General features: G+C 42.7%; 26 protein-coding genes. 19 read left to right on the top strand and 7 right to left on the bottom strand.

The window, feature by feature from the left end:
• The first annotated feature begins 22 nt into the window (after positions 1-22).
• From dnaB to purN, 16 genes are all read left to right on the top strand, one after another.
• Positions 23-1426: a replicative DNA helicase gene (gene dnaB, locus Q4B79_RS00225; RefSeq protein ID WP_303084409.1), complete on the top strand. Its 1404-nt coding sequence runs from the start codon at positions 23-25 to the stop codon at positions 1424-1426.
• A gap of 19 nt (positions 1427-1445) precedes the next feature.
• Positions 1446-2555, top strand: a complete 1110-nt coding sequence (gene alr, locus Q4B79_RS00220; protein WP_303084408.1) for an alanine racemase — start codon at positions 1446-1448, stop codon at positions 2553-2555.
• 79 nt (positions 2556-2634) lie between these two features.
• A complete protein-coding gene (gene argF, locus Q4B79_RS00215; RefSeq protein WP_303084407.1) occupies positions 2635-3552 on the top strand; it encodes an ornithine carbamoyltransferase in 918 nt (305 codons plus the stop codon).
• Positions 3553-3636: 84 nt separating this feature from the next.
• Complete coding sequence (locus tag Q4B79_RS00210) at positions 3637-4617, top strand: hypothetical protein (protein WP_303084406.1); 981 nt, start codon at positions 3637-3639, stop codon at positions 4615-4617.
• A gap of 136 nt (positions 4618-4753) precedes the next feature.
• The gene (locus Q4B79_RS00205) at positions 4754-5839 is read left to right on the top strand and encodes a L,D-transpeptidase family protein (protein ID WP_303084405.1); all 1086 of its coding nucleotides are present in this window, start codon (positions 4754-4756) and stop codon (positions 5837-5839) included.
• Between the two features lie 42 nt (positions 5840-5881).
• Positions 5882-7273, top strand: coding sequence for an adenylosuccinate lyase (purB, locus tag Q4B79_RS00200; RefSeq protein WP_303084404.1), 1392 nt, complete (start codon positions 5882-5884; stop codon positions 7271-7273).
• Between the two features lie 84 nt (positions 7274-7357).
• Positions 7358-7996, top strand: a complete 639-nt coding sequence (locus Q4B79_RS00195; protein WP_303084403.1) for a DUF1294 domain-containing protein — start codon at positions 7358-7360, stop codon at positions 7994-7996.
• On the top strand, positions 7993-8565 hold the full coding sequence (locus Q4B79_RS00190; RefSeq protein WP_303084402.1) for a DNA-3-methyladenine glycosylase I: 573 nt from the start codon (positions 7993-7995) through the stop codon (positions 8563-8565). Before Q4B79_RS00195 ends, Q4B79_RS00190 begins: the two co-directional genes overlap by 4 nt.
• A gap of 20 nt (positions 8566-8585) precedes the next feature.
• Complete coding sequence (locus Q4B79_RS00185) at positions 8586-9065, top strand: cold-shock protein (RefSeq protein WP_303084401.1); 480 nt, start codon at positions 8586-8588, stop codon at positions 9063-9065.
• Positions 9062-9805, top strand: a complete 744-nt coding sequence (locus tag Q4B79_RS00180; protein WP_303084400.1) for a 16S rRNA (uracil(1498)-N(3))-methyltransferase — start codon at positions 9062-9064, stop codon at positions 9803-9805. Before Q4B79_RS00185 ends, Q4B79_RS00180 begins: the two co-directional genes overlap by 4 nt.
• A gap of 100 nt (positions 9806-9905) precedes the next feature.
• Entirely contained in the window at positions 9906-10955 is a 1050-nt protein-coding gene (purM, locus tag Q4B79_RS00175) for a phosphoribosylformylglycinamidine cyclo-ligase (RefSeq protein WP_303084399.1), read from the top strand.
• A 64-nt stretch (positions 10956-11019) separates the two neighbouring features.
• Positions 11020-11346, top strand: a complete 327-nt coding sequence (locus Q4B79_RS00170) for a hypothetical protein (protein WP_303084398.1) — start codon at positions 11020-11022, stop codon at positions 11344-11346.
• Between the two features lie 49 nt (positions 11347-11395).
• The gene (locus Q4B79_RS00165; protein ID WP_303084397.1) at positions 11396-11752 is read left to right on the top strand and encodes a hypothetical protein; all 357 of its coding nucleotides are present in this window, start codon (positions 11396-11398) and stop codon (positions 11750-11752) included.
• A complete protein-coding gene (locus tag Q4B79_RS09625) occupies positions 11752-11988 on the top strand; it encodes a type II toxin-antitoxin system VapC family toxin (protein ID WP_368500040.1) in 237 nt (78 codons plus the stop codon). Before Q4B79_RS00165 ends, Q4B79_RS09625 begins: the two co-directional genes overlap by 1 nt.
• Entirely contained in the window at positions 11886-12146 is a 261-nt protein-coding gene (locus Q4B79_RS00160; protein WP_303084396.1) for a type II toxin-antitoxin system VapC family toxin, read from the top strand. Before Q4B79_RS09625 ends, Q4B79_RS00160 begins: the two co-directional genes overlap by 103 nt.
• A 10-nt stretch (positions 12147-12156) precedes the next feature.
• Entirely contained in the window at positions 12157-12840 is a 684-nt protein-coding gene (gene purN, locus Q4B79_RS00155) for a phosphoribosylglycinamide formyltransferase (RefSeq protein ID WP_303084395.1), read from the top strand.
• 80 nt (positions 12841-12920) lie between these two features.
• On the opposite strand, the gene Q4B79_RS00150 is transcribed toward purN, so the two are convergent.
• Positions 12921-13853: a DUF2628 domain-containing protein gene (locus Q4B79_RS00150; protein WP_303084546.1), complete on the bottom strand. Its 933-nt coding sequence runs from the start codon at positions 13851-13853 to the stop codon at positions 12921-12923.
• A 134-nt stretch (positions 13854-13987) separates the two neighbouring features.
• Between Q4B79_RS00150 and trmB the strand changes: the two genes are divergently transcribed.
• Positions 13988-14821, top strand: coding sequence for a tRNA (guanosine(46)-N7)-methyltransferase TrmB (trmB, locus tag Q4B79_RS00145; protein ID WP_303084394.1), 834 nt, complete (start codon positions 13988-13990; stop codon positions 14819-14821).
• A 57-nt stretch (positions 14822-14878) separates the two neighbouring features.
• On the opposite strand, the gene Q4B79_RS00140 is transcribed toward trmB, so the two are convergent.
• The 5 genes from Q4B79_RS00140 to Q4B79_RS00120 form a co-directional block, all read right to left on the bottom strand.
• Positions 14879-16918 (bottom strand): UvrD-helicase domain-containing protein, encoded by a 2040-nt coding sequence (locus tag Q4B79_RS00140; protein WP_303084393.1) that lies wholly within the window; start codon positions 16916-16918, stop codon positions 14879-14881.
• Positions 16919-17006: 88 nt separating this feature from the next.
• Entirely contained in the window at positions 17007-17591 is a 585-nt protein-coding gene (gene tadA / locus Q4B79_RS00135) for a tRNA adenosine(34) deaminase TadA (RefSeq protein ID WP_368500039.1), read from the bottom strand.
• A 109-nt stretch (positions 17592-17700) separates the two neighbouring features.
• A complete protein-coding gene (locus tag Q4B79_RS00130) occupies positions 17701-19422 on the bottom strand; it encodes a retron Ec67 family RNA-directed DNA polymerase/endonuclease (RefSeq protein WP_303084392.1) in 1722 nt (573 codons plus the stop codon).
• Between the two features lie 366 nt (positions 19423-19788).
• Complete coding sequence (gene ung, locus Q4B79_RS00125) at positions 19789-20508, bottom strand: uracil-DNA glycosylase (protein WP_303084391.1); 720 nt, start codon at positions 20506-20508, stop codon at positions 19789-19791.
• 2 nt (positions 20509-20510) lie between these two features.
• Positions 20511-21443 (bottom strand): RDD family protein, encoded by a 933-nt coding sequence (locus Q4B79_RS00120; RefSeq protein ID WP_303084390.1) that lies wholly within the window; start codon positions 21441-21443, stop codon positions 20511-20513.
• A gap of 135 nt (positions 21444-21578) precedes the next feature.
• On the opposite strand from Q4B79_RS00120, the gene Q4B79_RS00115 reads away from it, so the two are divergent.
• Both Q4B79_RS00115 and Q4B79_RS00110 read left to right on the top strand, forming a co-directional pair.
• Complete coding sequence (locus Q4B79_RS00115; RefSeq protein ID WP_303084389.1) at positions 21579-22793, top strand: magnesium and cobalt transport protein CorA; 1215 nt, start codon at positions 21579-21581, stop codon at positions 22791-22793.
• Positions 22794-22818: 25 nt separating this feature from the next.
• The gene (locus Q4B79_RS00110; protein WP_303084388.1) at positions 22819-24876 is read left to right on the top strand and encodes a DNA primase; all 2058 of its coding nucleotides are present in this window, start codon (positions 22819-22821) and stop codon (positions 24874-24876) included.
• 2 nt (positions 24877-24878) lie between these two features.
• Here the strand turns inward: Q4B79_RS00110 and Q4B79_RS00105 are convergent, their stop codons facing one another.
• Positions 24879-25832, bottom strand: a complete 954-nt coding sequence (locus Q4B79_RS00105) for an AEC family transporter (protein WP_303084544.1) — start codon at positions 25830-25832, stop codon at positions 24879-24881.
• Positions 25833-25906 lie beyond the last annotated feature (74 nt).

Below are 25906 nucleotides of genomic sequence, written 5' to 3'. Positions count from 1 at the left end.
TTTAGATAACAGAAAATTTGCCATGACTGCCGACACCAAAGAACCATCCAGCGACCTTCTGACCCTACAACCACCACACAACATTGACATCGAGCGAGCATTGCTTGCCTCACTCATGAGTATTGATGATTCCTTTGAAAAAATCAGCGACATCGTCAAGGCAGAGGATTTTTATGGCGAAAGACATAAGCAGATTTTTAATGCCATCAGCCATCTATCTAGAGTAAACCAACCCTATGACACACTGATGGTTCATGATTTTTTAAGCCAACAAAACTTACTCTCTGTGGTGGGTGGCGAAGATTATCTCATGCAAATCAACCAAAGCCCCGCCACGCTATTTAACCTTGTGCCTTATGCTGAACGGGTGCGTGAGTTTTCGGTGTATCGCCAACTCATCAAATCCGCCAACACCATGCTCAATCTAGCCTACCACCCCAAAAAACAAACCGTCAGCGAAATTTTGGACGTGGTCGAATCCGACATTTTTCGCATTAACGAAGATTACTCACGTGGCACAGGTAAGCAGGGCATCAGGCGTGTCGATGACATCTTGGAAAGCGTGGTTACCCAGCTGGACGAAATGAAAAATCGCAGAGGCGGACTTATCGGACTTCGCACACCTTTTGAGGAGCTCAATGGCAAAACACAAGGGCTTCAACGTGGCGACCTCATCGTATTGGCGGCTCGTCCCTCAATGGGTAAAACCACCCTTGCCATGAACCTTGCCCAAGAAGTGCTCTACCAAGAACTCCCTGTGGTCATGTTTTCGATGGAAATGCCCGCCGAATCCATTTTAATGCGTATGATATCGGCATTTAGTAGCATTCATCAAGGCAACCTACGCTCGGCAAACATGAGCGAAGATGAATGGATACGTCTATCACAGGCTGTTACCTTTTTTCAGAACACTCATCTTTACATCGATGACCGCAACAACTTACCGCCCTCTGAGGTACGCTCCACGTGCAGACGTATCGCCAAAAACCACCCTGAGACAGGCATTGGCTTGATTGTTGTGGACTATCTACAATTAATGAAAGTACCAGGCATGGAAAACAACCGTGTCCAAGAAATTGGCGAGATTAGCCGTAGCTTAAAAGCCTTAGCTCGTGAAATGAATTGCCCTGTCATCGCTCTATCACAGCTTAACCGCTCACTTGAACAACGCACCGACAAACGCCCTGTGATGGCAGATTTGCGTGAATCAGGAGCCATCGAGCAAGACGCTGACCTCATCATGTTTATTTATCGTGATGAAGTGTATTACAAAGATAAGCCTGACAATAAAGGTTTTGCCGAAATCATCATCGGCAAACAAAGAAACGGTCCTATTGGTAAACTGCCCCTTAAATTTGTGGGCGAGTACACACGCTTTGATAACCTCATTGCCAGCGAAACCCCTGACAGCTACGAAGAAGAATAGATTTACTGAGAACAAAACCATGCGACACACATACATTGACATCAATCAAGCCAATCTGACTCACAACCTAAATACCATCAAGACACTCGCTCCCACCGCACGGATAATGGCGATGGTTAAATCAGGTGCTTATGGACATGGTGTAGCAAACTGTCTATCTGCCCTCATGGGGGCTGACGCCTTTGGTGTGGCGACACTGGGCGAGGGCTTGGAGGTGTTTCATCTTTTGCAACTGCATAACCACGCCAAACCTGTGGTGTTAATCGAGGGCGTGTTTAACCCCCATGAATGGCAAATCGCCCTAGAACATGATTTTGGCTGTGTGATACACTGCAAAGAACAACTGGATTGGGCTTTACAAAATGTACCGCCAGATGGGAGTTTTACACGCACCATTTGGCTAAAATACAACACAGGCATGAACCGTCTAGGCTTTGGTCTTGATGAACTTATAGAAGCTGGCAAATGCCTAAACGACAAGGGTTATCGGCTGATTTTAACCAGTCATTTTGCCTGTGCTGATGATAAAGACCACCCCACCAACACCAAGCAAATAGACCGCTTCAACGAAGCCCTCTCTCATCTAAACAAGCTATGCAATCACAAGGTTCAAGGCTCATTATGCAACTCAGCAGGCATCATTCATTTCCCTCACGTTCATCATGATTGGGTGCGAGCAGGCATTGCCTTATATGGTGGCACGCCCATCACAGAATACTCTGCTCATCAGCTAAATTTACGCCCCGTCATGACATTTAGCACCCAAATCATCGCCACCCATAAGCTTGATGTGGGCGAACAAGTAGGCTATGGCGGACTTTGGACAGCACAAAAACCAAGCACCATCGGCATACTTAGCGTAGGCTATGGCGATGGTTATCCGCGCGCAATTACAAGTGGCAAGGTACTTATCATCAAAAACAACAAACATCACATCGCTCCTATCATCGGACGTGTGGCAATGGACATGATGATGATTGACATGACAGATTTACCCATCGAAAAAGGCGACACCGCCATACTGTGGGGCGAGGGCTTATCCGCTGATGAGGTAGCAGACTGGGCTAATACCATCAGTTATGAGTTATTTTGCCAAACCATGAACAGACCGACCAGACGGATTGTTTAGCATATCTTGGATAAATCATTGCATTTTTTCCCAAAATTTTGTTATACTCATCTCTTTTAATGATATACAAGGATTTGCCATGAGCGTTCGCCATTTTTTAACCCTACTTGATTTATCCAAAGACGAATTACAAGCCGTCATTGCTCGTGCCATTGAGCTAAAAAAAATGCAACACAGCGGCGAGATTTATCGCCCCTTTGTTGGTCGTACGCTTGCGATGATTTTTGAAAAGTCCAGCACTCGCACTCGTGTTTCTTTTGAAACGGGTATGGGGCAGTTTGGTGGTCAGGCTCTGTTTTTATCGCCCAATGATACTCAGCTTGGGCGTGGCGAACCGATTGAGGATTCGGCTCGGGTGATTAGCTCGATGACCGACATCGTGATGATTCGCACTTTTGCTCATCAAAAAGTACAAACCTTTGCCGAATATTCGTCCGTGCCTGTCATCAACGCCCTGACCGATGATTATCACCCTTGCCAGCTTTTGGCAGACATGCAGACTTTTGCCGAGCATCGTGGCGACATCAAAGGCAAAACCGTAACATGGGTGGGCGATGGTAATAATATGTGCAATTCATATATTTTAGCCTCTGAGCAGTTTGATTTTCATCTAAACATTGCCACGCCAAAAGGGTACGAGCCAAACAGCGAGCTTACCACCAAATACGCCCACCGTTTGACCTTGACGAGCGACATCAACGAGGCGGTTAAAGGCTCGCACCTTGTCGTTACAGACGTATGGGCAAGCATGGGACAAGAAGCCGAGCAGAAAAAACGTGAAGCGGATTTTGTAGGTTTTCAAGTAACTCGTGAACTGCTCGATACAGCAGACAAAGACGTGATTTTCATGCATTGCTTGCCTGCTCATCGTGGCGAGGAAATCAGTCATGACCTCCTAGACGACCCACGAGCGGTGGTTTGGGACGAGGCGGAGAATCGCTTACACGCCCAAAAAGCCTTGATGGAGTTTTTGCTAAAAGACAAAATCAAACTTTAAATACCTTTAATTTAGAAAATGACATTGGGCATATTTTGATGGTATTATTATTGTCATGATACGCCCAAACCAACTCATATCCTCATGATGATACACCCAAAATACACGGCAGGACGTACCTTAGTCATGATACTTAGTGCCATCACAAGTTACGCCCACGCCAACTTAGAGACAGACCCCAACCATCATACGTGGATTGACCACACTCACGAACACACCAAAAAATGGCTCAATCGCACCGCTCACACGATGGACGACTGGTTTGGTCAAACCGACCCCAATAATCCTGCTCGTGCCTCCATTCGAGTCATGCTAGATACCCATTATAGTGCTGACGATGGCACGACCATCAAGCCTCGCATTCGAGCCCGTGTCAGGCTACCCACGCTTGAACACCGCCTAAGTGTCATCGTGGGTGATGATGATTTGGACTTAGAACATGGTGGCGGTATTTATAATGATGGACGCATCGTAGACAGCCAAGAAACCTTTAACCACCGTCAAGCACGAAAAGACAACTCATCACTTGCCTTGCGTTGGTCAAAATTCCAAGAAACACTGGGTGTAGACACAGATGCAGACATCGGACTGCGTTCTGATGACATCTACCTTAAACTACGAGCAGAAAAACGCTGGGAGCTAGACCACGACATCGATGGTCGTTTTGAGCAAGTTTATCGCTATGGCTCAAAAAGCGAGCATTTTGCCTTATCCACTCTAGAATTTAGCCAGCCCCAATCCAATCATCGCACGCTGATTAATCGCACTCATCTTGCCTACACCCACAAAGATGACGAAAACACCGCATGGAGTAACAGCCTATATCAGAGGCATCAGCTAAATGGCAAACATGGCATGCGTGAGTTTAGCTACGGTATGTATGCAGGTGGCGACTTTACACACAAGACACCCACGCTAAACACCTATGGTCCCTACATCAGCTACCGCCAGCCCATATGGCGAGATTGGTTGTTTATCCAAACCGATGTTAGTTATTATAACAACAAAAGCCTTGATAAAAACCATGATTTTGGCATTTTTAACCGATTAGAAATCCAGTTTTAGTGGTGGGTTTTACCGAGATTTTTCTAGATTATTGCTAAACTGTAAATGTATCATAAGGGTTAAGCGTAGCCCATTGCCATTTATCCGATTTTAACGCATAATAGCCATGTTTTTTTCTTTTAAAAGTGATGAATTTATGAAAATTTTTACCCCAAAAACCACCACGATGATGGTCGCTTCACTACTGAGCCTAACCGCCCTAAGTGCAAACGCCCAGCCCACCAAAAAAAACCCATTTGACCCCACCGTGCTGACTGCCGATGACAGCGACACCATCAATCACGCACGCCCCAAAAAAGCCACAAACAACAAAACCGACAAATCAGGCAAACGCTACACCACCGTAGAGAGTGCCGAATACATCGATGCTGTCAATAACGCCGTTTGGACTCCCCAAATGAAAGCCAACAGTGCCATGACAGTAAAAATCCAAACACTACTAGACAGACACCACGCCTCAGTCGGTGCTATTGATGGTGGTTGGGGGACACACAGCAAAAATGCTCTTGCCAACTTTCAACGTATGAAAAACCTCCCTGCCACCGGTAAGATGAACCAAGAAACATGGGAGGCACTCAACCAAAATAGCAAGGATATTCTGGTTAGCTACACCATTACCCCAGAAGATGTTACCACCTTTAATGCCCTGCCAAAAGATACAGAAGCCCAGTCCAAACTCAACGACTTAGGCTACGAGAGCATACAAGAAAAGCTTGCCGAACGCTTTCACATGCGTATCGACTACCTTACCAAAATCAACCCAAATAAGCAATTTGTCGCAGGTGAAACCATCACTGTGGTCGATACTGGCTCTGCATTTGAAAATGGCTTTACCAAAGTGGTTATCAATAAAGCCACAAACACCTTAACCGCCTACCAAGACCAAACGCTCGTCGCCAGCTACCCTGTTACCATTGGCAACACCAAAAAATCTGTCAATACAGGCACTTACACCATCAGCAATAAAGTAAAAATGCCCCACTACAAGGCAACCATCACCAAAAACAACAAAAAAGAAACCGCCATCTTACCGCCAGGTGCCAATAACCCTGTTGGCGTGGTATGGATTGCCCTAAACAAATCAGGCTACGGCATTCACGGCGTTAGTAATCCTGAAATCATTGGACAGCTCTCATCGACAGGCTCGGTAGGTCTGTCAAATTGGGACGCTCTTGAAGTGTTTGCCAATGTAGACGAAAACACCACCATTGAAATTCATTAATCATCAGGTCCATTTTTGGACACGCCACTTAAAGGAAAAATCATGTCTGATTTAAACCAACTTACCGCCCTATCCCCCCTTGACGGTCGCTACGCAAGTAAATGCGATGCCCTGCGTCCTTATTTGTCTGAATTTGGCTTAATGCACGCCCGTGTTACCGTGGAAATTCGCTGGCTACAAGCCCTAGCGAACCACCCCGAAATCACCGAAATTTCCCCATTTTCTAATGACACCAATGCCAAATTAAACGCCATTATTGATAATTTTTCATTAGAAAATGCCGAGCGTATTAAAGAAATTGAACGCACCACCAACCACGATGTTAAAGCGGTGGAATATTTTCTAAAAGAACAAACCCAAGACATTGACGAATTAAAAAACGCAGGCGAGTTTATTCATTTTGCCTGTACATCAGAAGACATTAACAACTTATCCCACGCTTTAATGCTAAAATCAGGTCGTGATATTTTAGTTAAATCAATGCAAGATATTATTGATAATATTGCAAACTTGGCGGAAAAATACGCCGATGTACCAATGCTATCTCGCACGCACGGACAAACCGCAAGCCCTACCACATTAGGCAAAGAAATGGCAAATGTCGCCTATCGTCTATATCGCCAAATTAACCAATTTAAATCGGTTGAATTGCTTGGTAAAATTAACGGAGCGGTGGGGAATTATAATGCTCATTTGTCTGCTTATCCTAATATTGATTGGGCGAAACACTCACAAAGTTTTGTAGAAAGTTTAGGATTAACTTTTAACCCTTATACCACGCAAATTGAGCCGCACGATTATATGGCGGAGCTATTTGATGCTTTACGCCGTTATAATACCATTTTGATTGATTTTAACCGTGATGTTTGGGGTTATATTTCACTGGGCTATTTTAAACAAAAATTAAAAGAAGGCGAAGTGGGTTCATCAACCATGCCCCATAAAGTCAATCCCATTGATTTTGAAAACTCAGAAGGCAATTTGGGAATTGCCAATGCAGTATTGGCTCATTTAGGTGAAAAATTACCCATTAGCCGTTGGCAGCGAGATTTGACCGACAGCACGGTACTTCGTAATATGGGTGTTGGGTTTGCTCAAAGTTTAATTGCTTTTGAAGCCTGCTTAAAGGGTATTGGCAAATTAGAATTAAATGCCGATAGATTAGCCGAAGACCTAGATAACGCCCAAGAAGTGCTTGCCGAACCCATTCAAACCGTCATGAGACGCTATAATGTAGAAAAGCCTTACGAGAAATTAAAGGCTTTGACGCGTGGACAAGCGATGACTCGTGAAATGATGGTAAACTTTGTCAATGGCGATGAGCTTGCCCAAGTGCCTGAAAATGACCGTCAGCGTTTGGCAGAATTAACGCCAGCGACCTATATTGGCAATGCCAGTGAGCAAGCCAAAAAGTTAAAGGATTATTTAAAATAATACACAATACAATATTTCCACCCCAAATACCCTTTGGGGTGGAAATTGGCAATTTTATAATATCAAAAAACCTAGAATATCACCATGCAAACACATCAAGGTATTATATTAAATTTCGACCCAGATAAAGGTTATGGATTTATTCATATGGTGAGTCAAAAAGACCTATTTTTTCATGTGCGTGAATATCGACCAAATAAACAGCCAACTGTTGGAGAATCTGTAGTTTTTGAATTAGGCGAGGACAAACAAGGACGCATTTGTGCCACCAATATCCAAGAATTATCTTTTGTCCTGCAAAAGCAACATCAAAAACAACAAAAAATCCAAAAACGCCAAGCCTACGAAGCCTATCAAGAACGCCGAAAACAAAAACACGGTGTTTTAAATACAATCTGCGTCATTGCAATGAGTTATTTTGCTTTGGTTTGTATTGCAGTTTTGTTTTTTAATTTCTCAAAAATGATATTATTTTGGTATGTCATTATGAGTATCGCCAGTTTTATTGCGTACTACACAGACAAACAATACGCCAAAACTGACGACTGGCGAATTCCAGAAAAGACATTGCATATTATTGATGTATTAGGTGGCTGGATTGGAGCAAGTTTCGCTCATAAATTTTTAAACCATAAAGCCACAAAAGCCGAATTTCGAGGCATGTTTTATATAACCATTATCGCCAATATTTTTGGAATAATGCTAATAGATTATATTTTATGAATGACATTATTAATCGCTGTACTTGGTGTGGCAACGACCCTCTATATGTCGCCTATCACGATAATGAGTGGAGTAAGCCCATTTTTGATGATAGAGCATTATTCGCCCTACTTTGCCTAGAAAGTATGCAAGCAGGATTAAGCTGGATTACCATTTTAAGAAAGCGAGAGAATTATTATCACGCCTTTGCTGATTTTGACCCCAATATTATCGCCACCTTTGATGATAAAAAAGTAGATGAATTAATGCAAAACGCAGGCATTATTCGTCATTGGGGGAAAATAAAGGCGATTATTGACAATGCCAAACTGTATTTACAAATTACCCAAACCCAAAGTTTCTCTGATTATCTTTGGGCAATGTCGCCCAATGGTTTAACCAAAATTCCCCAAGATAATAAGCCAAAATCCTTATCCGACATTCCAAGTTCTACCGAATATTCTACCAAAATGGCAAAACAGCTTAAAAAAGACGGCTTTAAATTTTTGGGAGCAACCACTTGTTATGCTTTTATGCAAGCGTGTGGAATGGTAAATGACCATTTGGTAGATTGTGAATTTAGAAACTAAATTATTGCAAGGGGTCAAAAATGAAAAAATTAGAAGGTATTGTTTTGTCTTGGAATGATGATGCTGGCTATGGATTCATTCACAGCCAAGGACGAGAAGATATATTCTTTCATATCACACAATACACAAATCGTTCTTTTAAAAGACCCAAAATTGGCGATGCGGTGGAATTTTTTTTAAGTGCGGACCACGAGGGGCGTTATCGTGCTATTGGTGTTTGTGAAAAATTACAGCACAAAACCTTGGGCAGAGATATTGATAATAAAAATAAAAAATACAGTCAATTGTCTCTTGCAAAAGACAATCAAACAACAAAAAATCATAAACCAATCACACATTCACAACCAAAAAGAAAACCTAAAAACCCCAACCGAAAAAATAAAGTTCAGATACATCAAGCAAAAAATAAACCCCATTTAATCCAATTTGGTTTATTTGAAGCCATTATTGGTGTAATTTTTATATTGATATTATTAGGCTTTATCAACATTAAGTTATGAATAGATTTTATAGTGATAACCCATTATCCAATCATCAAATTGGACAAGAAATTACCCTTACCGATACCGTTTATCATCATTGGTGCAAAGTTTTGCGTGCCAAAGTTGGCGATAGCGGTATTTTATTTGATGGCAATGGCGGAGAATATACAGTTTCTTTAACCGAAATCAATAAAAAACACGCCAAAGTTTTAATTCAAAATTTTAATCCCATTAACCGCACCCCACTCTTTATTGCCAATATTGGGCTTGTAATGAGTCGTGGCGATAGAATGGATTATGCCATTCAAAAAGCGTGCGAAATGGGCGTGGCAAGCATTCAGCTTTTGACTAGCGAACGCTGTCAAGAACATTTAAAGTACGAACGAGATTTAAAAAAAATCAACCATTGGCAAGGCGTGGCGGTGTCGGCGTGTGAGCAGTGCGGAATGAATATTATCCCAAAAATTCTACCGCCTGTCAGTTTGAGCGAGTTTGTACAAAATTGCCAAGATGAATTAAAACTTGTGCTGGCATTAAGCGATGGCAAAGTAAATTTTGCCAAATTTAAAGGTGGTTTTCCCAACACCATCAGCCTGCTTATCGGCGGTGAAGGCGGTCTGTCCCCTGCCGAGATTGGTTTTGCGATACAGCACAATTTTAGGGCGTGGACGATTGGCGAGCGGGTACTGCGGACAGAAACCGCCCCTGTGGTGGCGTTGGCGAGTTTGCACACACTTTATCAAGTTTTTGCAAAATAACTTACCCCCCTGACTTCGCAAAATCCCACACAACAAAATGGATAATTCCCCTCCTTTTTTGTTATAATAACCCCATATTCTCAATTTTTAAGGGCAAATCATGACAACTTCTCCCACAACTTCTCTAAGCTACAAAGACGCAGGCGTGGACATTGACGCAGGCGAAGCACTTGTGCAGCGTATCAAATCGGTGGCAAAGGCAACCTCTCGCCCAGAGGTTATCGGCGGACTTGGTGGGTTTGGGGCACTCTGCCGTATTCCACAAGGCTACAAATCACCGCTTTTGGTGTCTGGTACGGACGGCGTTGGCACCAAATTAAAATTGGCATTAGACCTAAACCAACACGACACCATCGGACAAGATTTGGTGGCGATGTGTGTGAATGATTTGCTTGTTTGCGGTGCTGAGCCGTTATTTTTCTTAGACTATTACGCCACAGGCAAGCTCGATGTCGATGTTGCCGAAAGCGTGATCAAGGGCATTGGCGATGGTTGCAAGCTGTCAAATTGTGCCTTAATCGGTGGCGAAACGGCTGAAATGCCGGGGATGTATCACGGCAATGATTACGATTTGGCGGGCTTTTGTGTGGGCGTGGTCGAAGAAGACGAAGTCATCACAGGGGCAAATGTGGGGCAAGGCGATGTGCTGATTGGCTTGGCAAGCTCTGGCGTGCATTCCAACGGCTACTCGCTGGTGCGAAAAGTCATTGAAGTGTCTGGCACGGATTTAAAAACCGCCGAGCTTGACGGCAAGCCCTTAAAAGATGTGCTACTTGCCCCGACCAAAATCTATGTCAAATCTATCAATGCCTTACAAAAAGAACTTGGCAACGCAAACATTCACGCAATGGCACACATTACGGGGGGAGGCCTTACCGAAAATTTGCCCCGTGTATTGCCTGATGACTTATCAGCCGAAATTAACCTAAATTCTTGGGAATTTCCGCCTGTATTCAAATGGCTACAAGAAAAAGGTAACATTGATCCCATGGAAATGGTGCGTACCTTTAACTGTGGCGTGGGCTTTGTGGTCGTTGTCCCTGCTGATAAGGCGGACAAAACCCTTGAATTTTTGACCGCACAAGGCGAAACTGCTTGGAAATTGGGGCAGATTGGTAAACGCAGTGGGAATGCAGTGGTTTATCTATAAGGCATTAAATAATTGCTTTATTTTATTGATACTTGCATTATTAACCGCCTGTACAGGTCAGCAGATGAAATCTCTCTGCGAAAGTACAGGCGGTAAATGGGGTAGTGTTAAATCAAAATGCTACCGCCCAAGCTGTATACAAAATGGCACTTGCAAAGATTGGGATTGGGCAAATTCATCAGATTATTGCCCTAAACTAAAATTAGGTATGGATAAGCCAACGGTTGTATTTTGGCTTGGCAATCCTAAGGAGCAAAATTACCATAGCCAAAACACACTCACTTGGCTTGCCCATAAAGCAGAAATTGAACAAGTCAATGCCACCTTTGTGAATGACAAATTAACAAAATTTGAATGCCCTCATCATGCTGGTCATATTTCTTTAAAGTAATGAATTGGGTTTAATAAAAATTAAGGCCAAATTTAAAAGGAGATAATCAATGCAATTAACTTCATCTTATAATAAAGATTATTTAAAAGAATATGCTCCCAACATTCAAGCCTTTGCTCCAATGATTGAAAATTTATCAGAGCAAGAGCGTTTTTCTTTGATAAAAATGATTGCCAATATTCCTTTTTCTCAACAAGAAAACAAACCAAGCATTGCCCAAAAACGCTTTAATCGCTTTCCGAGTGCGATCACACAAGACAATGAACAAGCCTTGCCATTAAACCGTGAAGAAATCACCAAAAAACGCTTGGGATTTTTTCAAGGTCAAATGACAATGAGTGATGATTTTGATGGCTATCTTGGCGATGATTTTTGGTTTCCAGAAGATGATATTTTGTATAAGTGATGAAAATGGCAAAATATTTATTAGACACACATATTTTTATTTGGGCAAGCTGTTATCCTGAACGATTACCAAAAAGCATTTTAAAAATTTTAGAAAATCCAGACAATGATTTTTGTATCAGTATGGCAACTTTTTGGGAAATGCAAATCAAATATCAACTTGGCAAATTGCCATTAACCAAAAGCATTGCAGAATTGATTACTCAAATCAAAAGTATCATCTTTATGAAATATTAACAATCAATGAAAATCATATTTTAAATTTACAAAATTTAGAATATTTTCATAAAGACCCTTTTGACCGTATTATCATCAGTCAGGCAATGATAGAAAATCCAACTTTCTTAACGATTGATGAGCATATAACAAAATACCCTATTAAGTTTATTAATTAAGAGATAAAAAATGAGTGCCCCAAAAAAACTAAAAATCGCCGTCCTTGTTTCTGGTAGCGGTAGTAATTTACAAGTATTAATTGACAAACAATTCAACAACACTTTAAATATAGACATCGTCGGCGTCATTTCCAACAAAGCAGATGCTTATGCTCTAACTCGTGCCAAGAGTGCCAATATTTCCACCTTTGTCATTGATAAAGACGACACAGGCAAACCTTATAAACGAGTGGAATTTGAACAAAGGGCATTGGATATTTTAAGGCAATTACAGCCTGATTTGGTGGTTTTGGCAGGCTTTATGAAAATTTTGACACCCTTATTTATAGGTGGTGTCAATAATGACTTAAACATTCCAATGATTAATTTGCACCCATCTATTTTACCTGCTTATAAAGGCTTGGATACGCACGCACGGGTATTAAAATCAGGCGAGCGATTGCACGGCTGCAGCGTGCATTTGGTAACCGAAGAATTAGACGCAGGGGCGGTGATTGCGACAGCGGTTACGCACATCAAACCCAATGAAACGGCTGATGAGTTACAAGCTCGCATTCATGCCCTAGAACACAAACTGTTGCCAATGGTGGTGGGTTGGTTTGCAAATGATATTGTTGCGGTAGAGAATGACAAACTTACAAGTAAGCTTGGGGTGGAGCTTCCCATAAAAGTCTTGGAGGCTGCACCAAGATAGCACTTGCACACCAAATCTATCACAGCGTCGTTAAATTTACCACCCTCTCCAACACCCCATGGTGTCCGCAGACCTGTCGTCTACCCCACGCATCTTTTGGGCGTTTGTTGCTTATTCAAGGAGGTCTGGCACCGCCATGAATTGCTGTCAATTTGTCGATAGATGGTCAAATACTGCCCATTCAAATACCGTACTGGATAGCTTGATTTTGTTACTGTCGCAACAACCGCACAATCGGTTGGTACGCCTGCCACACTCGCCACCACCTCCACCGACACTCTCTGCCCATCTGCCGACACAGGTAATCCCACAGGGCAAGAGCCTGTCTGCTCCACGATGTGTGCCACACGTTTTTGGATAGCACTGACCGTACGATAACTCTCAAAAATGACCGCCTGCTCTTTTTGAGCGGCAATGATTGGCATAAACTGCAACACAATGATTGCCAAAAACGCACCAAACATACCAAAGGCGACCCCAAGCCCCATCATACTCACACCACCATGCTGTTCTAGATGTGCTTTTTGAGCAACTTTATCCTGTGGGTACAATTCCAAAGCATCAGCAATTTCACGGCGTGCCATGCGATAATAATACGCGTCCGCCCAACGTGCCACCATGCCAGACCAAAAAAGCCAAACACAGCCAGCAATGGCTATACGCACCGTCATTTGTACGTCCGCAGGGATTTTTCCGACAAATAAAAATTCACAAATCGCCAAAATGATGACGATATTTACTTTGATAAAAGACCAGCCAGCGACGCAATAAACCACGCAATCTAAGTAGCGTTTGCGATAAAGTAGCCAACCAAATGTTGCAAAAAAAGCTGACCAATGAAAGCGGGCATGCAAACGACCTGCTTTATCAAATTCACCAAAACGTTTTAAATAATACGCCTGTGAACGCCTGCCAATAAACCACCTATCCAACTGTACCCTTTCTTCGCAAGATAATGTTGGCACATAAAAAGGTGGTGGCGTACTATCTTCCAAAAAAGGCAAACGAAACATCACAAACCCCAAATCCTCTACCAATCCCCATGCAAAAATCGCCATAAGCCTTGATTGCCCTGATGGGATTGATTATAATAAACGGTCTTTTATGGCTATTTTAGCCATTTTATTTTATGAAGTAAAGCCAGTTTATGAGCAACAATACCCCAAACACACCACTTGCCCCCATCGGTGGCGACCGCCAAACCCCTGACATTTCTGCACAGACCATCAAAAATGAGATTGCAGGACTGACACGCACACCTACTGAATACAGCCATGCCATCAGCACCTTCATGCGTCGTCGCACACATCTTAGCCAATACGCCAAACAAGCCCTGACCGACGCCACTTTTGCCCCCTACATCATCAATCACGGTCAAGATTTGGGTAAATTGGGCGATGTTTCAAACATTCACGATTTACGTGTATTTTTTGAGGATACCCCAAATGGCACAGATGCTCCCCTAACCCTAGAAATCGGCTTTGGCATGGGCGATACATTAGTCGAGATGGCAAAAAATGCCCCCAATCGCAACTTTGTCGGCATTGAGGTTCACGAACCCGGTATTGGGCGTGCCGCCTATTTGGCACATGAGCTTGGCTTAACCAACCTAAAAGTACTAAACGGCGATGCCATTGCCCTACTCTCAAACTTACCCAGCGGACATCTTGACACCGTTCAGCTTTATTTTCCTGACCCATGGCAAAAAAAGCGTCATTACAAACGCCGTTTTGTAACCACAGACCGCATGAGTTTGGTGGCGGATAAGTTGGCTGTTGGTGGCATTTTTCACAGTGCAACTGACTGGGAACATTATGCCCTGTGGATGCTAGAAGTGCTAGATAATATGTCAGAATTTGATAATGTGGCAGGCAAGGGCAATTTCTCGCCAAAACCAGAATTTCGCCCCGCCACCAAATTTGAAAAACGAGGGCAAGATTACGGACGCACCTCTTGGGACGTGATATATCGCAGACGATAATCAATAAAAAACCAAAGACATGACATCTTTGGTTTTTGCATTTAAAAACCCACTCATCTACGAAGATTTTCGTTTTGCGGCGAGCATGGCTTGAATATTTGCCAAATAATCATTTGCCACCTGAGTGGGGTCGGCTGTTTTTTTACGCTTGGCAGGATAATCGATGTGGTCATCAGGCAATTCATCCAAAAACCGTGATGGCGTGGTTTGGCGATATTCTTTACCTGCCCTGCGTTTTTGGGCGTACATCAAGGTAAGCTCATGCCTTGCTCGTGTGATACCCACATACATCAGCCGTCTTTCTTCTTCGATGGTCTCGCTTAAAATGGAGTTACGATGAGGCAAGATGTCCTCTTCTACACCAATGATGTACACAAAATCAAATTCAAGACCCTTAGCAGCGTGTAGCGTCATGAGGTTTACTTTATTGGTATTTTCTTCCTCTTGTTGCTGTTCTAACATATCAAGCAAAACCAACTTACGGATAACCGCATCGATGCTTTTTTCGTCATCATCTTCAGCACGTTCAATGAGTGCGTTGATGGACGAATACAAAGACTCGATGTTATCGAGGCGGTTTTTTTCTTGTTGGGGTGTTTTGCTGTCTTCTTTAATGTAATCAATATAGCCCGTCTCCATAATCATCTGACGCACCAGTGGCATGGGGTCAGGATTATCATAGAGTTCACGTGTATAATGCTCAATAAATTCGCCAAAACTTGCCAATGTCGCCCCTGCCTTTGCTCCCACCGCTGATTTTAGCCCCGAATGGGTACATGCCGCTAGCAAGGATAGACCATACTCCTGAGCAAAAAGCCCAAGTTTTTCTAGGGTGGCCGACCCCATGCCACGTTTTGGGGTATTAATAATTCGCAAAAATGCTGCATCATCATCGGGATTTAAAATAATCCGCAAATAACTCATCACATCTTTAATCTCAGTACGAGCAAAAAATGACGTACCCCCAGAGAGCTTATACGGCACTTGCAACGAACGAAGCTCCGCTTCCAACGCCCTTGCCTGAAAATTCGACCGATATAGCACCGCATACTGCTCCCATGAGTTATTGTGCCTTAGGCGATGAGTAACAATTTCTTTGGCAACACGTTCAGCTTCCGCTCCATCATCAGACGAGCTGACCACACGAATCAGCTCGCCATGACCTTTATCCGACCACAGCAATTTTTCAAAAATATGCTCATTATTGGTAATCACGGCATTGGCTGATGCCAAAATGCGATTGGTGGAACGGTAATTTTGTTCTAGCTTAACCACATGCAACGCTGGAAAATCTTGCTTTAACAGTGCCATATTTTCAGGTTTTGCTCCACGCCATGCGTAGATGGATTGGTCGTCATCGCCCACCACCGTAAATCTGGCACGGATACCTACGAGCATTTTGATGAGTTCATACTGGGCGGTGTTGGTGTCTTGGTATTCGTCTACTAAAAGATAGCGAATGCGGTTTTGCCATTTATCACGCACTTGACTGTTTTCTTTTAAAATACGAGCAGGCATGACAATCAAATCATCAAAATCCACCGCATTATACGCTCTTAGATTTCGCTCATAAAGACCATATAAATGAGCAAACACCATCTCCTCAGGATCCGTCAGCGTTTCATGAGCATATTCTGGGGCGACGAGGTCGTTTTTCCAATCGCTAATCATCTTGATTGCTTTACCCACCATGTCAGCACGCTCCGCCCCTGATAGGTTGTCTCGCACCATGAGTTCCGCCAAAAGTCGCTTACTGTCATCAGCATCCATGATACTAAAATTGCCTTTTAGGGGCGTATGAATCAACTCATAACGCAAAAACTGCAAACCAAACTGATGAAAAGTCGACACCGTCAGACCACGCGTCTTTTCTGATGGTAACAGCTTTTTGACACGCTCCTTCATCTCACGAGCCGCCTTATTGGTAAAGGTCATTGCCGTGATACGTTCAGCAGGGATATTGCAATTTTGGATCAGGTGAGCGATTTTTTGGGTAATGACCGAGGTTTTGCCAGAACCTGCCCCCGCCAATACCAATAACGGTCCTGAAATGTGGACTAAGGCTTCTTGCTGGCGTGGATTTAGCTGACTACTCATAACATTCTCAAAAGGGCAAATGGACGCCTATTATAAGGGATTTTGATGAATTGAGCAAAATTTTAACGGATTTAACCAAGGGATTGGACTAAGATGGCAAAGAAGATTTTGCTTGCCTTTTAAGGGTTCGACGATGACGAAAAAACTCTTGTAACAATCGCCCAGACCGCTCGGCAAATAATCCACCTTCAATCGTGATATAATGGTTAAAATAGCGTTTTTCGGCAAAGTTTTCTTGACTGATAATTACCCCTGCTTTTGGCTCGCTTGCTCCAAATATCACACGGCTAATCCTTGAATGGATAATCGCCCCCAAACACATCGTACACGGCTCTAAGGTTACATACAAAGTCGCCCCCATCAGTCGATAATTATCCAAATTTTCACACGCCTGACGAATGGCGACCATTTCAGCGTGGGCGGTGCTGTCTTTTTGGCTAATGGGGCAATTAAAGCCTTGCCCAATGATTTGATTATCAAGCACCACCACCGCCCCCACAGGCACTTCGCCCAATTTTGCCCCTTGTTGTGCTAAATCTAGGGCAATTTGCATAAAATGCTTGTCGTCATTATCAAAATCATCATCGGATTTTAATAGGATTTGACTGGTGGATTTTAGGAAGTTGTTTTTACCAATAATGGATAATTTTTCTATGCTATACCCGGTATTCATGATTTTTACTCATTACAAAACAATCACTTCACCCATTTTACCACAAAAATCCCACATCATACCGTCAAAACCTGCTAGGATTGGGAATTGTGATTTTAATAACGCCAGTTTATTTCAAACTGGCGTTATTTTTTAATTTTCTGCCATTAAAATCATCAATAACTGCTTGTATTCTGTCAAATATTTGATCAAAATTAGACCAATCCACCATTGTATAATTATGCGGAATAATTTTTGTTGCAAAAATATTCTTGCCATATTGGGTTTTGCTATCGTATCCATTGTCTTGAGAAAAGTCTTTATCCAAATATTTGATTTTTCTAATATCTTCACTATAAAAATTTTCAATTGCCGTATCTTTATTATTTAATTTAGGTAAGGCAACAACATATAGATTATAGGCAATATGATAAAAATCTTTTGAGCCATCTACATCTTCTTTTGACTTTGTCATCTGTTTTATGGAAGTAAATAACTTTGTAACACCCATATCATTATCCACTAAGATAATAACTGGATTTTGAGATTTTGGCACAAAAAATTTATTACATTCTTTTTTGTAACTAGTAATAAGGTTTTTAATATCTCCTGTACCGCCATCTTGTGAGATAGGGTCAAAAATTTTACTATCCAATCTTAGTAATTTTAATTCCCTCCATTGTTCCAATAGCTCATTTTCTTTAGGAATGCCATAAATGGTTTCTTTATCTCTATACTTTAGATAATGCTTTAGATGAAAAATATCTGTTTTACCTTCACCAAACAATACAACCTTTTCATTGGCAAAAAAGTAGTGATATAAAATAAATGCTCGCAGCACTTTAAAATTTTTAAGTTTCTTATGAGCAATACCGTCACTTAAGTTATCAACATGACGGATATAACAAAGCATTCCTTGCAAACAGTTTAATTTATTTTCTACCGTTCTTTTGTCTCGTGCAAATTCTTTTGTAAAATTAAAATCCCCTGTTCTAGTCAGCGAATGCACCATAGCACGAATAGCATCTCTATAATAACGAGAGGTATTTACTCGCTTATTGACGACCAATCCAGTAACACTTTGCTGACTTGGGCGATAGCTCATTCTCACTTTGTCATCATTTATTTTAAATCCTGCACGCTCAATGATATTTCTTAATTCATCACCAACACACCAAATATTATCTTTGGGTTTGGCAATAATATTGGGAAATTCTTTTTGATTGGTTGAAAAAGTAATATCATCACAATACCTAGAGTAATGGCATTTTGCTTTTTTAGCTAATTGTGATAGGCGATAATCCAAAATATTGGAGATAAAATGAGATATAATAGGAGAGCACGGACTGCCTTGGGGTAAAGAATTATCATCACAAGCAATTTGAGCAATAATAGTTGCAATTTTAGGGTCTAATTTAAAATATTCATTGTTGAGAAAATATCCACGAACTCTACCAAAATTAATGCTTCTAAAGAAGTCTTTTAAATCTATGTTGAAAACATAACGTTTGTTTTTATGTATATTTGCATTATTATAATGTGTTTTATTTGGCTGATAAGCAAAAGAATACGATTGGTTCAAGTTATTTTGTTTATTAATTTCTTGCAAACAAATATATAAGAGTTTAGATAATTTTTCTTGCAATGATTTTAATTGTGAACAAGGAGCTTTAATTTCTCTTACCCCTCCATTTTTCTTTTTAACTTGGAAAGTTTGGTATCTAGTTGTACTATCTTTCTTCCCCATTGCATAAAGTATATATGCTAATCCAGATGAAGAAAATCCTAACACCTTTGCTAAATCTTGCAAAGAGACAGCTTGTCTTAATTTATTGTAACTATCAGAATTCATAAAAAGCCCATAAATACTCTTACGCAAGCGTAGCTTACTTGTTTTTTTCAGTAATTTAGTAATGCAAGTCTTAAAGACTTGAAAATCACTGATTGGGATACCCAATCAAAAAATCTATTTATGGGCTGTGCTAATTCTAACAAATTCTTTGAATATTTTCAATAAATGACTGAAAAATTTAATTTTAATTATGACTATTTATGTATTGATTTTATGTAAAAATTCCACAAAAAAATACACTCTAAGTCTAAGAGGCGGAATAGCAACCGTTTATGGTGTTTGAGTTTGCATACCTAATAAAAATATTGTTTTAATGGATGTACACAACAAGCCTTATAAAACTGTGGCGGTGAGCATCATCCATAGTTAAATCGGCAATGCCCAATCAATCGGTGTTTTGCCATGTACCATCAAATAAGCGTTGGTTTGTGAAAACGGACGACTACCAAAAAATCCGCCCCGATTGGCTGATAGGGGAGACGGGTGATTGGCGGTCAAAATCAAATGACGGCGAGCATCAATAAATCGCCCTTTTTTCTTGGCATAACTGCCCCATAAAATAAAAACCGTCTGGTCGGTTTGTCGGTTGATGACATCAATCACCGCATCGGTAAATTCCTCCCAACCCCTGTTTTGATGACTGCCTGCCTTACCATCCTCAACCGTGAGTGTGGCGTTTAGTAGTAGTACGCCTTGATTTGCCCAGTGTGTCAAATCGCCATGTGGGCAGACAGGCACGCCCAAATCGGTAGCAAGCTCTTTTAGGATATTTTGTAGGCTTGGCGGTTTGGGAATGATTTTGGGAACAGAGAACGACAACCCCATCGCTTGACCTGCCCCATGATAGGGGTCTTGCCCCAAAATCACCACTTTGACCGCCTGTAAAGGTGTACTATTTAAGGCGTTAAAAATGAGGGGTTTGGGTGGATAAATCGTCTTGCCTTGTGCGTATTCGTGGCGTAAAAACGTCCGTAAGTTTTCCATCGTGTCGGATAACAAAAACGGAGCAAGTGCCATTTTCCAGTCATCAGGAAGTTGGACTTTGTCTAGCATGGCAAGCTGTTCGCCAGTAAGAGAGTTTTGCATGGTTATTTTTTGTTGTTGAGCTGAATAGGCTTTGCTTTGACAGTGATGGTTTTGGTAAATTTGTCGTGCCAGCCCTGTTTCTTGTCGTTGTTGCTCGCCATCACATAGTTCATGACCAGCATGATAAGTGCAGGAAATCCTGAAAACGCACTTGCACCCACAATATACAGCACAACAAGCAAAAAAGTTCGCAAAAATACTCGTGTACCAAAACTAGGTAGCTTACCGCTTTTTTCATCAATCACACGAATACCCATCGCCATCTTGCCAAAGGACTGTCCACGCATGATAATCAATAACAACTGCACGCCGATGAGTACAAGTATCATGACATTGCTCATTGCCATTGTTGTGGTGGGGATATTATCCACCAAAGACTGTGAGTAGCTTTGCATGCTGGCATAATCTGTCAGCTTTGCCAATTCGTTGGGGTCAATAACCTGCACAAACGCCATGATAAGCGGAACTAAGGTCATCAAGTACAGCCCAACATTGATGGCAAAAGCCCCAAATCTGGCCCCCACGCTGGCATATTCGATTTTATCGTCCAAAACGGCTTGGCGTGAGGGTATTTGTGTGGTTTGGGGCGTAGAAAACGGCTTATTTGGCTGATTTTCAATGGGTTTTTGTCCATATAGCTGTGCCACGCTCACACGCTTGGGGGTGTCAGAGATTGGTGGATTAAAATCCACATTATCGCCAAAACCTCGTGGCTCTTGGGAAGTTTGTGCTGTTTGGGTTTCCAATACAGGTGCTGTCTTTGGCTGATAATGATAAGCCCCTTCTGTCATCTGACCCACACTCTGCCACTGGCTCATGCCAGAGTGCCACATCAAATCCGTCAATGCCACCTCACCTGAGGCTAGCATACGGTTAAGCTCATCGAGCGTATAAGGCCCTGCTTGAACGCCATCTCGTGCCAAGTAAACTTTCATAATATTCATCGCTAAAATTTTTGGGTATTTTATCACAAATGCCATTTATTTTTATAGTTTGCCCCAAAAATTTAGCACAATTCATCAAATTTTGGTACAATATGATGCTTTATCCATCAATCACAGGGGGACGGTATGACAGACACCACACCAAAAGCCACGCCACACACACCGCCCCCCAACGAGACTGACTCTGAGGAAGTTGCCGAACATCACGATGATGAGCTAAATCTGCATGATGAAGAAGACAGCTACATCTATGGCGATGCTGACGCAACAGATGAAGATACCACCTTGACGATGACGGTCTACGACCCAGATGCTGACCGTTTTGAGGATTTAGAAGAAAATTCAGGCGACAACGAAACCGTTGTTTGCTACTCATACTCTCGTAAAACAGGTGAACCCATAACGAGTCTTAGCATTGATGAGGTCTCTCGCCAACTTACCAACAACAACCACTTTGTTTGGCTTGGGCTGTATGACCCCAGCTTTGAGACTGTCAAAGAAGTGCAAGCCGCCTTTGATTTGCATGAGCTCGCCCTAGAAGATGCCTTTGCCGACCACCAACGACCCAAAGTCGAAAGCTACGGCAACGACACCATCTTTGTGGTGGTGCGTACCGCCAAACTTGAAGATAACTACATTCGCTACGGCACAACTGCCATTTTTATGGGTAAAAATTTCATCATCAGCGTACGGCGTGGTGCTTCCAACTCCTACACCCCTGTACGTGAACATTGCCATAGACGACCTGAAAAACTCAGACTAGGTCCCATCTTTGTTTTACACGCCATCTTAGACTTTATTGTGGATAATTACCTACCGATTACTGACCGCTTGGGAAATTATCTGCGTGAACAAGAACGTAATATTTTTTCACACGAATTTAGCAAATCCACCCTAAAAAGCTTGTATGAATTAAAGTCCCAACTGGTTCACATGCGTGCGGTGATTTTACCCGTCCAAGATGTGTGTAACTTTTTTATCAATCACAAACAAAACGAGCTGGTTTCTGCTTTTCCCAGTGCCGCCAAGCCTTATTTTAGAGACGTCAATGACCACCTGCTTCGCTCCATCGATGCGGTCAACGGTCTCAACGAAATGCTATCAGTGGCGATGGATACCTACATGGCGATGGTTACCATGGGACAAAACGATGTCGTGCGTAAACTTGCTGCTTGGGCGGGGATTGCTGCTGTGCCGACAGCGGTGGCGGGGATTTATGGTATGAACTTTGAGTTTATGCCAGAGCTTGGGTGGCGATATGGCTATTTTGTGGTGGTAGGTAGCGTACTGGCGGTATGCTCTTATTTACACTATAAATTTAGACGAGCGGGCTGGCTATGATGCCCTATGATTAGATTTGATTGCCATGAAAATCCCTGACGCTACCCTCGAACGCATTAACTCCTCTGCTGATTTGGTTGCCATCATCAAAAAGCACACCACCCTAAAACCCGCTGGGCGTGAGTTTAAGGGCTGTTGCCCTTTTCATGGCGAAAAAACCCCCTCATTTTTTGTCAATCCTCAGACCAATTTATATTACTGTTTTGGTTGTGGCGTTAAGGGCAATCCCATCACATTTTTGCGTGAATTTGAACGCATGACCTTTACAGAGGCGGTAGAATACTTATCCGAGCAAACAGGCATTGAACTACCCAAAGATGACGGTTTTGCCCAAAAAATCCGCTACAACAAAACCCCAAAACCAAGCACCACACAGCCCTTAGCCTCAAAAAGCGAGCAATCGCCCCAAATCCACCCCCCCATAGACACTCATCATGTTGATTTTAATGATGATTTTATGGCTTCATCTGGGAGTATGGATAACTTTGGTGTTAAAACTTCTGATTTTAGCAAGGCACATCTCCCCCAAAGCAACCCCCAAGACACGCAAGGCGATTTATATACCCTGCTTGCCAATATTGCCAAGTTTTATGAAGCCATGCTGTATCGCACGCCAACCGCCCAAGCCTACTTTGCCACTCGTGGATTGACCACAGAGACGATAGCAAAATTTGGGCTAGGCTATGCTCCAAGTGATTGGCAACACCTACAAAAAGCATTCCCCAATGACATTGAAGGGTTACGCATCTTAGGGCTGGTACGCACCTCCCAAAAGGGCAATGACTTTAACTTACTGAGAGACAGGGTTATTTTTCCCATCAAAGACAGACAAGGGCGTGTTGTAGGCTTTGCAGGGCGTGCCTTAGGCGATGAGCTACCCAAATACATCAACTCATCAGAGTCCCCCGTGTTTAGCAAACAGCACATTTTATATGGGCTTTATGAAGCTCGCCAAGCCAAAGCCACCGACTATTTGATGGTGGAGGGATACATGGACGTGATTGCCTTGCACCAAGCTGGGATTTGTGGGGCGGTCGCACCTATGGGTACTGCTGCCAACGACATGCAGATTGCAGGGCTACTAAAATACAACGACACGCTCACATTATGCTTCGATGGCGATGAGGCAGGACAACGTGCATCGTGGCGAACCCTTGAAGTTGCCATGCCTGTGCTCTCCGATGATAAAACCCTAAAATTTTTAACTCTGCCTGACGGTCATGACCCTGACACTTATATCAAGGAGCATGGGGCAGATGCCATGCGTGAACAAATCAGCCACGCCCAAAGCATCGCTGACTACGTCTATAACATACTAAAACAACGTTATGATTTATCATTACCAGAAAATAAAGCTCGTGCCACCGCTCAATTAAAAGAACTGACCGCCAAATTACCTAAGGGTTCAAGTTTTCGTTGGTGGTTAAATAACGATTTTTGGCAACGACTCAGCAATAAATCCCCACGCACCAAATCGGATATTGTCAATTATACCGCTGATATCGATGGCAATACACAGCTACACCTGTGCTTGCTCTACGCCCCAGAAATTCTTCTTGCCAATCCCTTATCAGCACTACTTCAAAAATCAGGAGTTGCCGATACACACACGCCCTACCTGCCACACCTACAACGCCACAATCTAGACATACCAAAACTACCCACATGGCAAGACCTAGATGACGACTTGGCAAAGCTGGTTGCCACCATTGAAATGATTTTACAAATGAGCAATCACGATGACATGGCTCATTTTAATATTCATGATAAAACCGCCCCTGCCATCGATGGCATGGCTCATCTTATCATGGCAAGCCTGCCTGATGCTAGGCTGCAAGCCCACCTAAGCCGTGCATGGCGAGAGTTTTTTCATCTTAATCAACATCATTATCTTAGCCAAATAGAATTGTTGTTTAACGAACTACTCTGCCAACGCCTTACCGATGTCCTAAAAAAACAAGGCGAAAACGCAAACAACATCATTTTATCCGAGATTTACAAACGACGACTACACACCCTCATTACATGGGACAATCAGCACACCAAAGCCAATGTCGCCACCTTAATGGAAAAGATATTATAAACCTACACCCACCCCAACGCCCTCAGCCACGCCATGCCCACCGCCAGACCAATCATACTGACCACTGTGGTAAACGCCAAAATATTGGCAGCCAGCACATCATTGCCACCCATCGCCTTTGCCATGACATAGCTTGCCGCCGCCGCAGGGCTTGCCACCATCACAAACAGCACACCAAATTGCACAGGGGGCAATTTAAACAGCACCCCCACCAACACCGCCAGTAGTGGAGCAACGATAATCCGCCCAATACTTGCCTGCATGGACACGCCCGACAGCCCCAGCATGGATTTGACTTCCAAAGTCGCCCCCGCACAAATGAGTGCCAGCGGTAGAGCGATGTTTGAGAGTAGCTCGCCTGTTTTGGCAATCGGCTTGGGTGGCAGGGGCAATCCCAAACCCTTATAAACAAAGGCAGACACTAGGGCGATAATCAAGGGATTGGTAAAAATCTTTTTGATGACATCGACACTTTGCGATTTAAAATCGGTATTTTGGCTTGTGCGAGACAGCGTGATGACCGACAGGATATTATACAAAATCGTAATAATCCCCATGTACACCGCCCCCACACTCGTCCCCACCGCCCCATAAGCGTTGGTCGCCACCGACAGCGAGATAATCGCCATGTTGGAGCGAAACACCCCTTGCACAAATACGCCCTTATCTCGCACCTCAGGGACAAACCATTTGGCGTAGATTTCCGCCCCAAAAAACAGCACAAAAGTCGTTACAAACCCTGCGATGATGAGTGGTAACTGCTCGGCATAATTGACCTCGCTTTTAATCACGCTAAAAAAGAGCAGGCACGGCAAGCCAAAATTAAAAACGATGTTGGAGGCGGTATCGATAAAATTGGCGTTGATTTTGCCTAATTTTTTCATATAAAAACCCAGCCCCATCAGAGCTAGGTTTGGAAAGACAATCATAAAGGCAAAGCTGATGGCTTGGAGGATTTCTTGGGGGTTCATAGTAAATTCTGGTTATGATAAAATGACTTATCATAACCAAAAATTAGCCAAAAATAAAG

Origin of the sequence: Moraxella sp. (assembly GCF_030525845.1) — a bacterium.
Lineage (GTDB): Bacteria > Pseudomonadota > Gammaproteobacteria > Pseudomonadales > Moraxellaceae > Moraxella.
Note: the sequence above shows the minus strand (reverse complement) of the source record. Positions and strands in the feature narration are given on the sequence as shown.

What these genes read in the sequence shown, in the direction of transcription:
- dnaB (WP_303084409.1), top strand. Translation starts at nt 23, where the DNA reads ATGACTGCCGACACCAAAGAACCATCCAGCGACCTTCTGACCCTACAA.
- alr (WP_303084408.1), top strand. Translation starts at nt 1,446, where the DNA reads ATGCGACACACATACATTGACATCAATCAAGCCAATCTGACTCACAAC.
- argF (WP_303084407.1), top strand. Translation starts at nt 2,635, where the DNA reads ATGAGCGTTCGCCATTTTTTAACCCTACTTGATTTATCCAAAGACGAA.
- Q4B79_RS00210 (WP_303084406.1), top strand. Translation starts at nt 3,637, where the DNA reads ATGATGATACACCCAAAATACACGGCAGGACGTACCTTAGTCATGATA.
- Q4B79_RS00205 (WP_303084405.1), top strand. Translation starts at nt 4,754, where the DNA reads ATGAAAATTTTTACCCCAAAAACCACCACGATGATGGTCGCTTCACTA.
- purB (WP_303084404.1), top strand. Translation starts at nt 5,882, where the DNA reads ATGTCTGATTTAAACCAACTTACCGCCCTATCCCCCCTTGACGGTCGC.
- Q4B79_RS00195 (WP_303084403.1), top strand. Translation starts at nt 7,358, where the DNA reads ATGCAAACACATCAAGGTATTATATTAAATTTCGACCCAGATAAAGGT.
- Q4B79_RS00190 (WP_303084402.1), top strand. Translation starts at nt 7,993, where the DNA reads ATGAATGACATTATTAATCGCTGTACTTGGTGTGGCAACGACCCTCTA.
- Q4B79_RS00185 (WP_303084401.1), top strand. Translation starts at nt 8,586, where the DNA reads ATGAAAAAATTAGAAGGTATTGTTTTGTCTTGGAATGATGATGCTGGC.
- Q4B79_RS00180 (WP_303084400.1), top strand. Translation starts at nt 9,062, where the DNA reads ATGAATAGATTTTATAGTGATAACCCATTATCCAATCATCAAATTGGA.
- purM (WP_303084399.1), top strand. Translation starts at nt 9,906, where the DNA reads ATGACAACTTCTCCCACAACTTCTCTAAGCTACAAAGACGCAGGCGTG.
- Q4B79_RS00170 (WP_303084398.1), top strand. Translation starts at nt 11,020, where the DNA reads ATGAAATCTCTCTGCGAAAGTACAGGCGGTAAATGGGGTAGTGTTAAA.
- Q4B79_RS00165 (WP_303084397.1), top strand. Translation starts at nt 11,396, where the DNA reads ATGCAATTAACTTCATCTTATAATAAAGATTATTTAAAAGAATATGCT.
- Q4B79_RS09625 (WP_368500040.1), top strand. Translation starts at nt 11,752, where the DNA reads ATGAAAATGGCAAAATATTTATTAGACACACATATTTTTATTTGGGCA.
- purN (WP_303084395.1), top strand. Translation starts at nt 12,157, where the DNA reads ATGAGTGCCCCAAAAAAACTAAAAATCGCCGTCCTTGTTTCTGGTAGC.
- Q4B79_RS00150 (WP_303084546.1), bottom strand. Translation starts at nt 13,853, where the DNA reads ATGTTTCGTTTGCCTTTTTTGGAAGATAGTACGCCACCACCTTTTTAT.
- trmB (WP_303084394.1), top strand. Translation starts at nt 13,988, where the DNA reads ATGAGCAACAATACCCCAAACACACCACTTGCCCCCATCGGTGGCGAC.
- Q4B79_RS00140 (WP_303084393.1), bottom strand. Translation starts at nt 16,918, where the DNA reads ATGAGTAGTCAGCTAAATCCACGCCAGCAAGAAGCCTTAGTCCACATT.
- tadA (WP_368500039.1), bottom strand. Translation starts at nt 17,591, where the DNA reads ATGAATACCGGGTATAGCATAGAAAAATTATCCATTATTGGTAAAAAC.
- Q4B79_RS00130 (WP_303084392.1), bottom strand. Translation starts at nt 19,422, where the DNA reads ATGAATTCTGATAGTTACAATAAATTAAGACAAGCTGTCTCTTTGCAA.
- ung (WP_303084391.1), bottom strand. Translation starts at nt 20,508, where the DNA reads ATGCAAAACTCTCTTACTGGCGAACAGCTTGCCATGCTAGACAAAGTC.
- Q4B79_RS00120 (WP_303084390.1), bottom strand. Translation starts at nt 21,443, where the DNA reads ATGAAAGTTTACTTGGCACGAGATGGCGTTCAAGCAGGGCCTTATACG.
- Q4B79_RS00115 (WP_303084389.1), top strand. Translation starts at nt 21,579, where the DNA reads ATGACAGACACCACACCAAAAGCCACGCCACACACACCGCCCCCCAAC.
- Q4B79_RS00110 (WP_303084388.1), top strand. Translation starts at nt 22,819, where the DNA reads ATGAAAATCCCTGACGCTACCCTCGAACGCATTAACTCCTCTGCTGAT.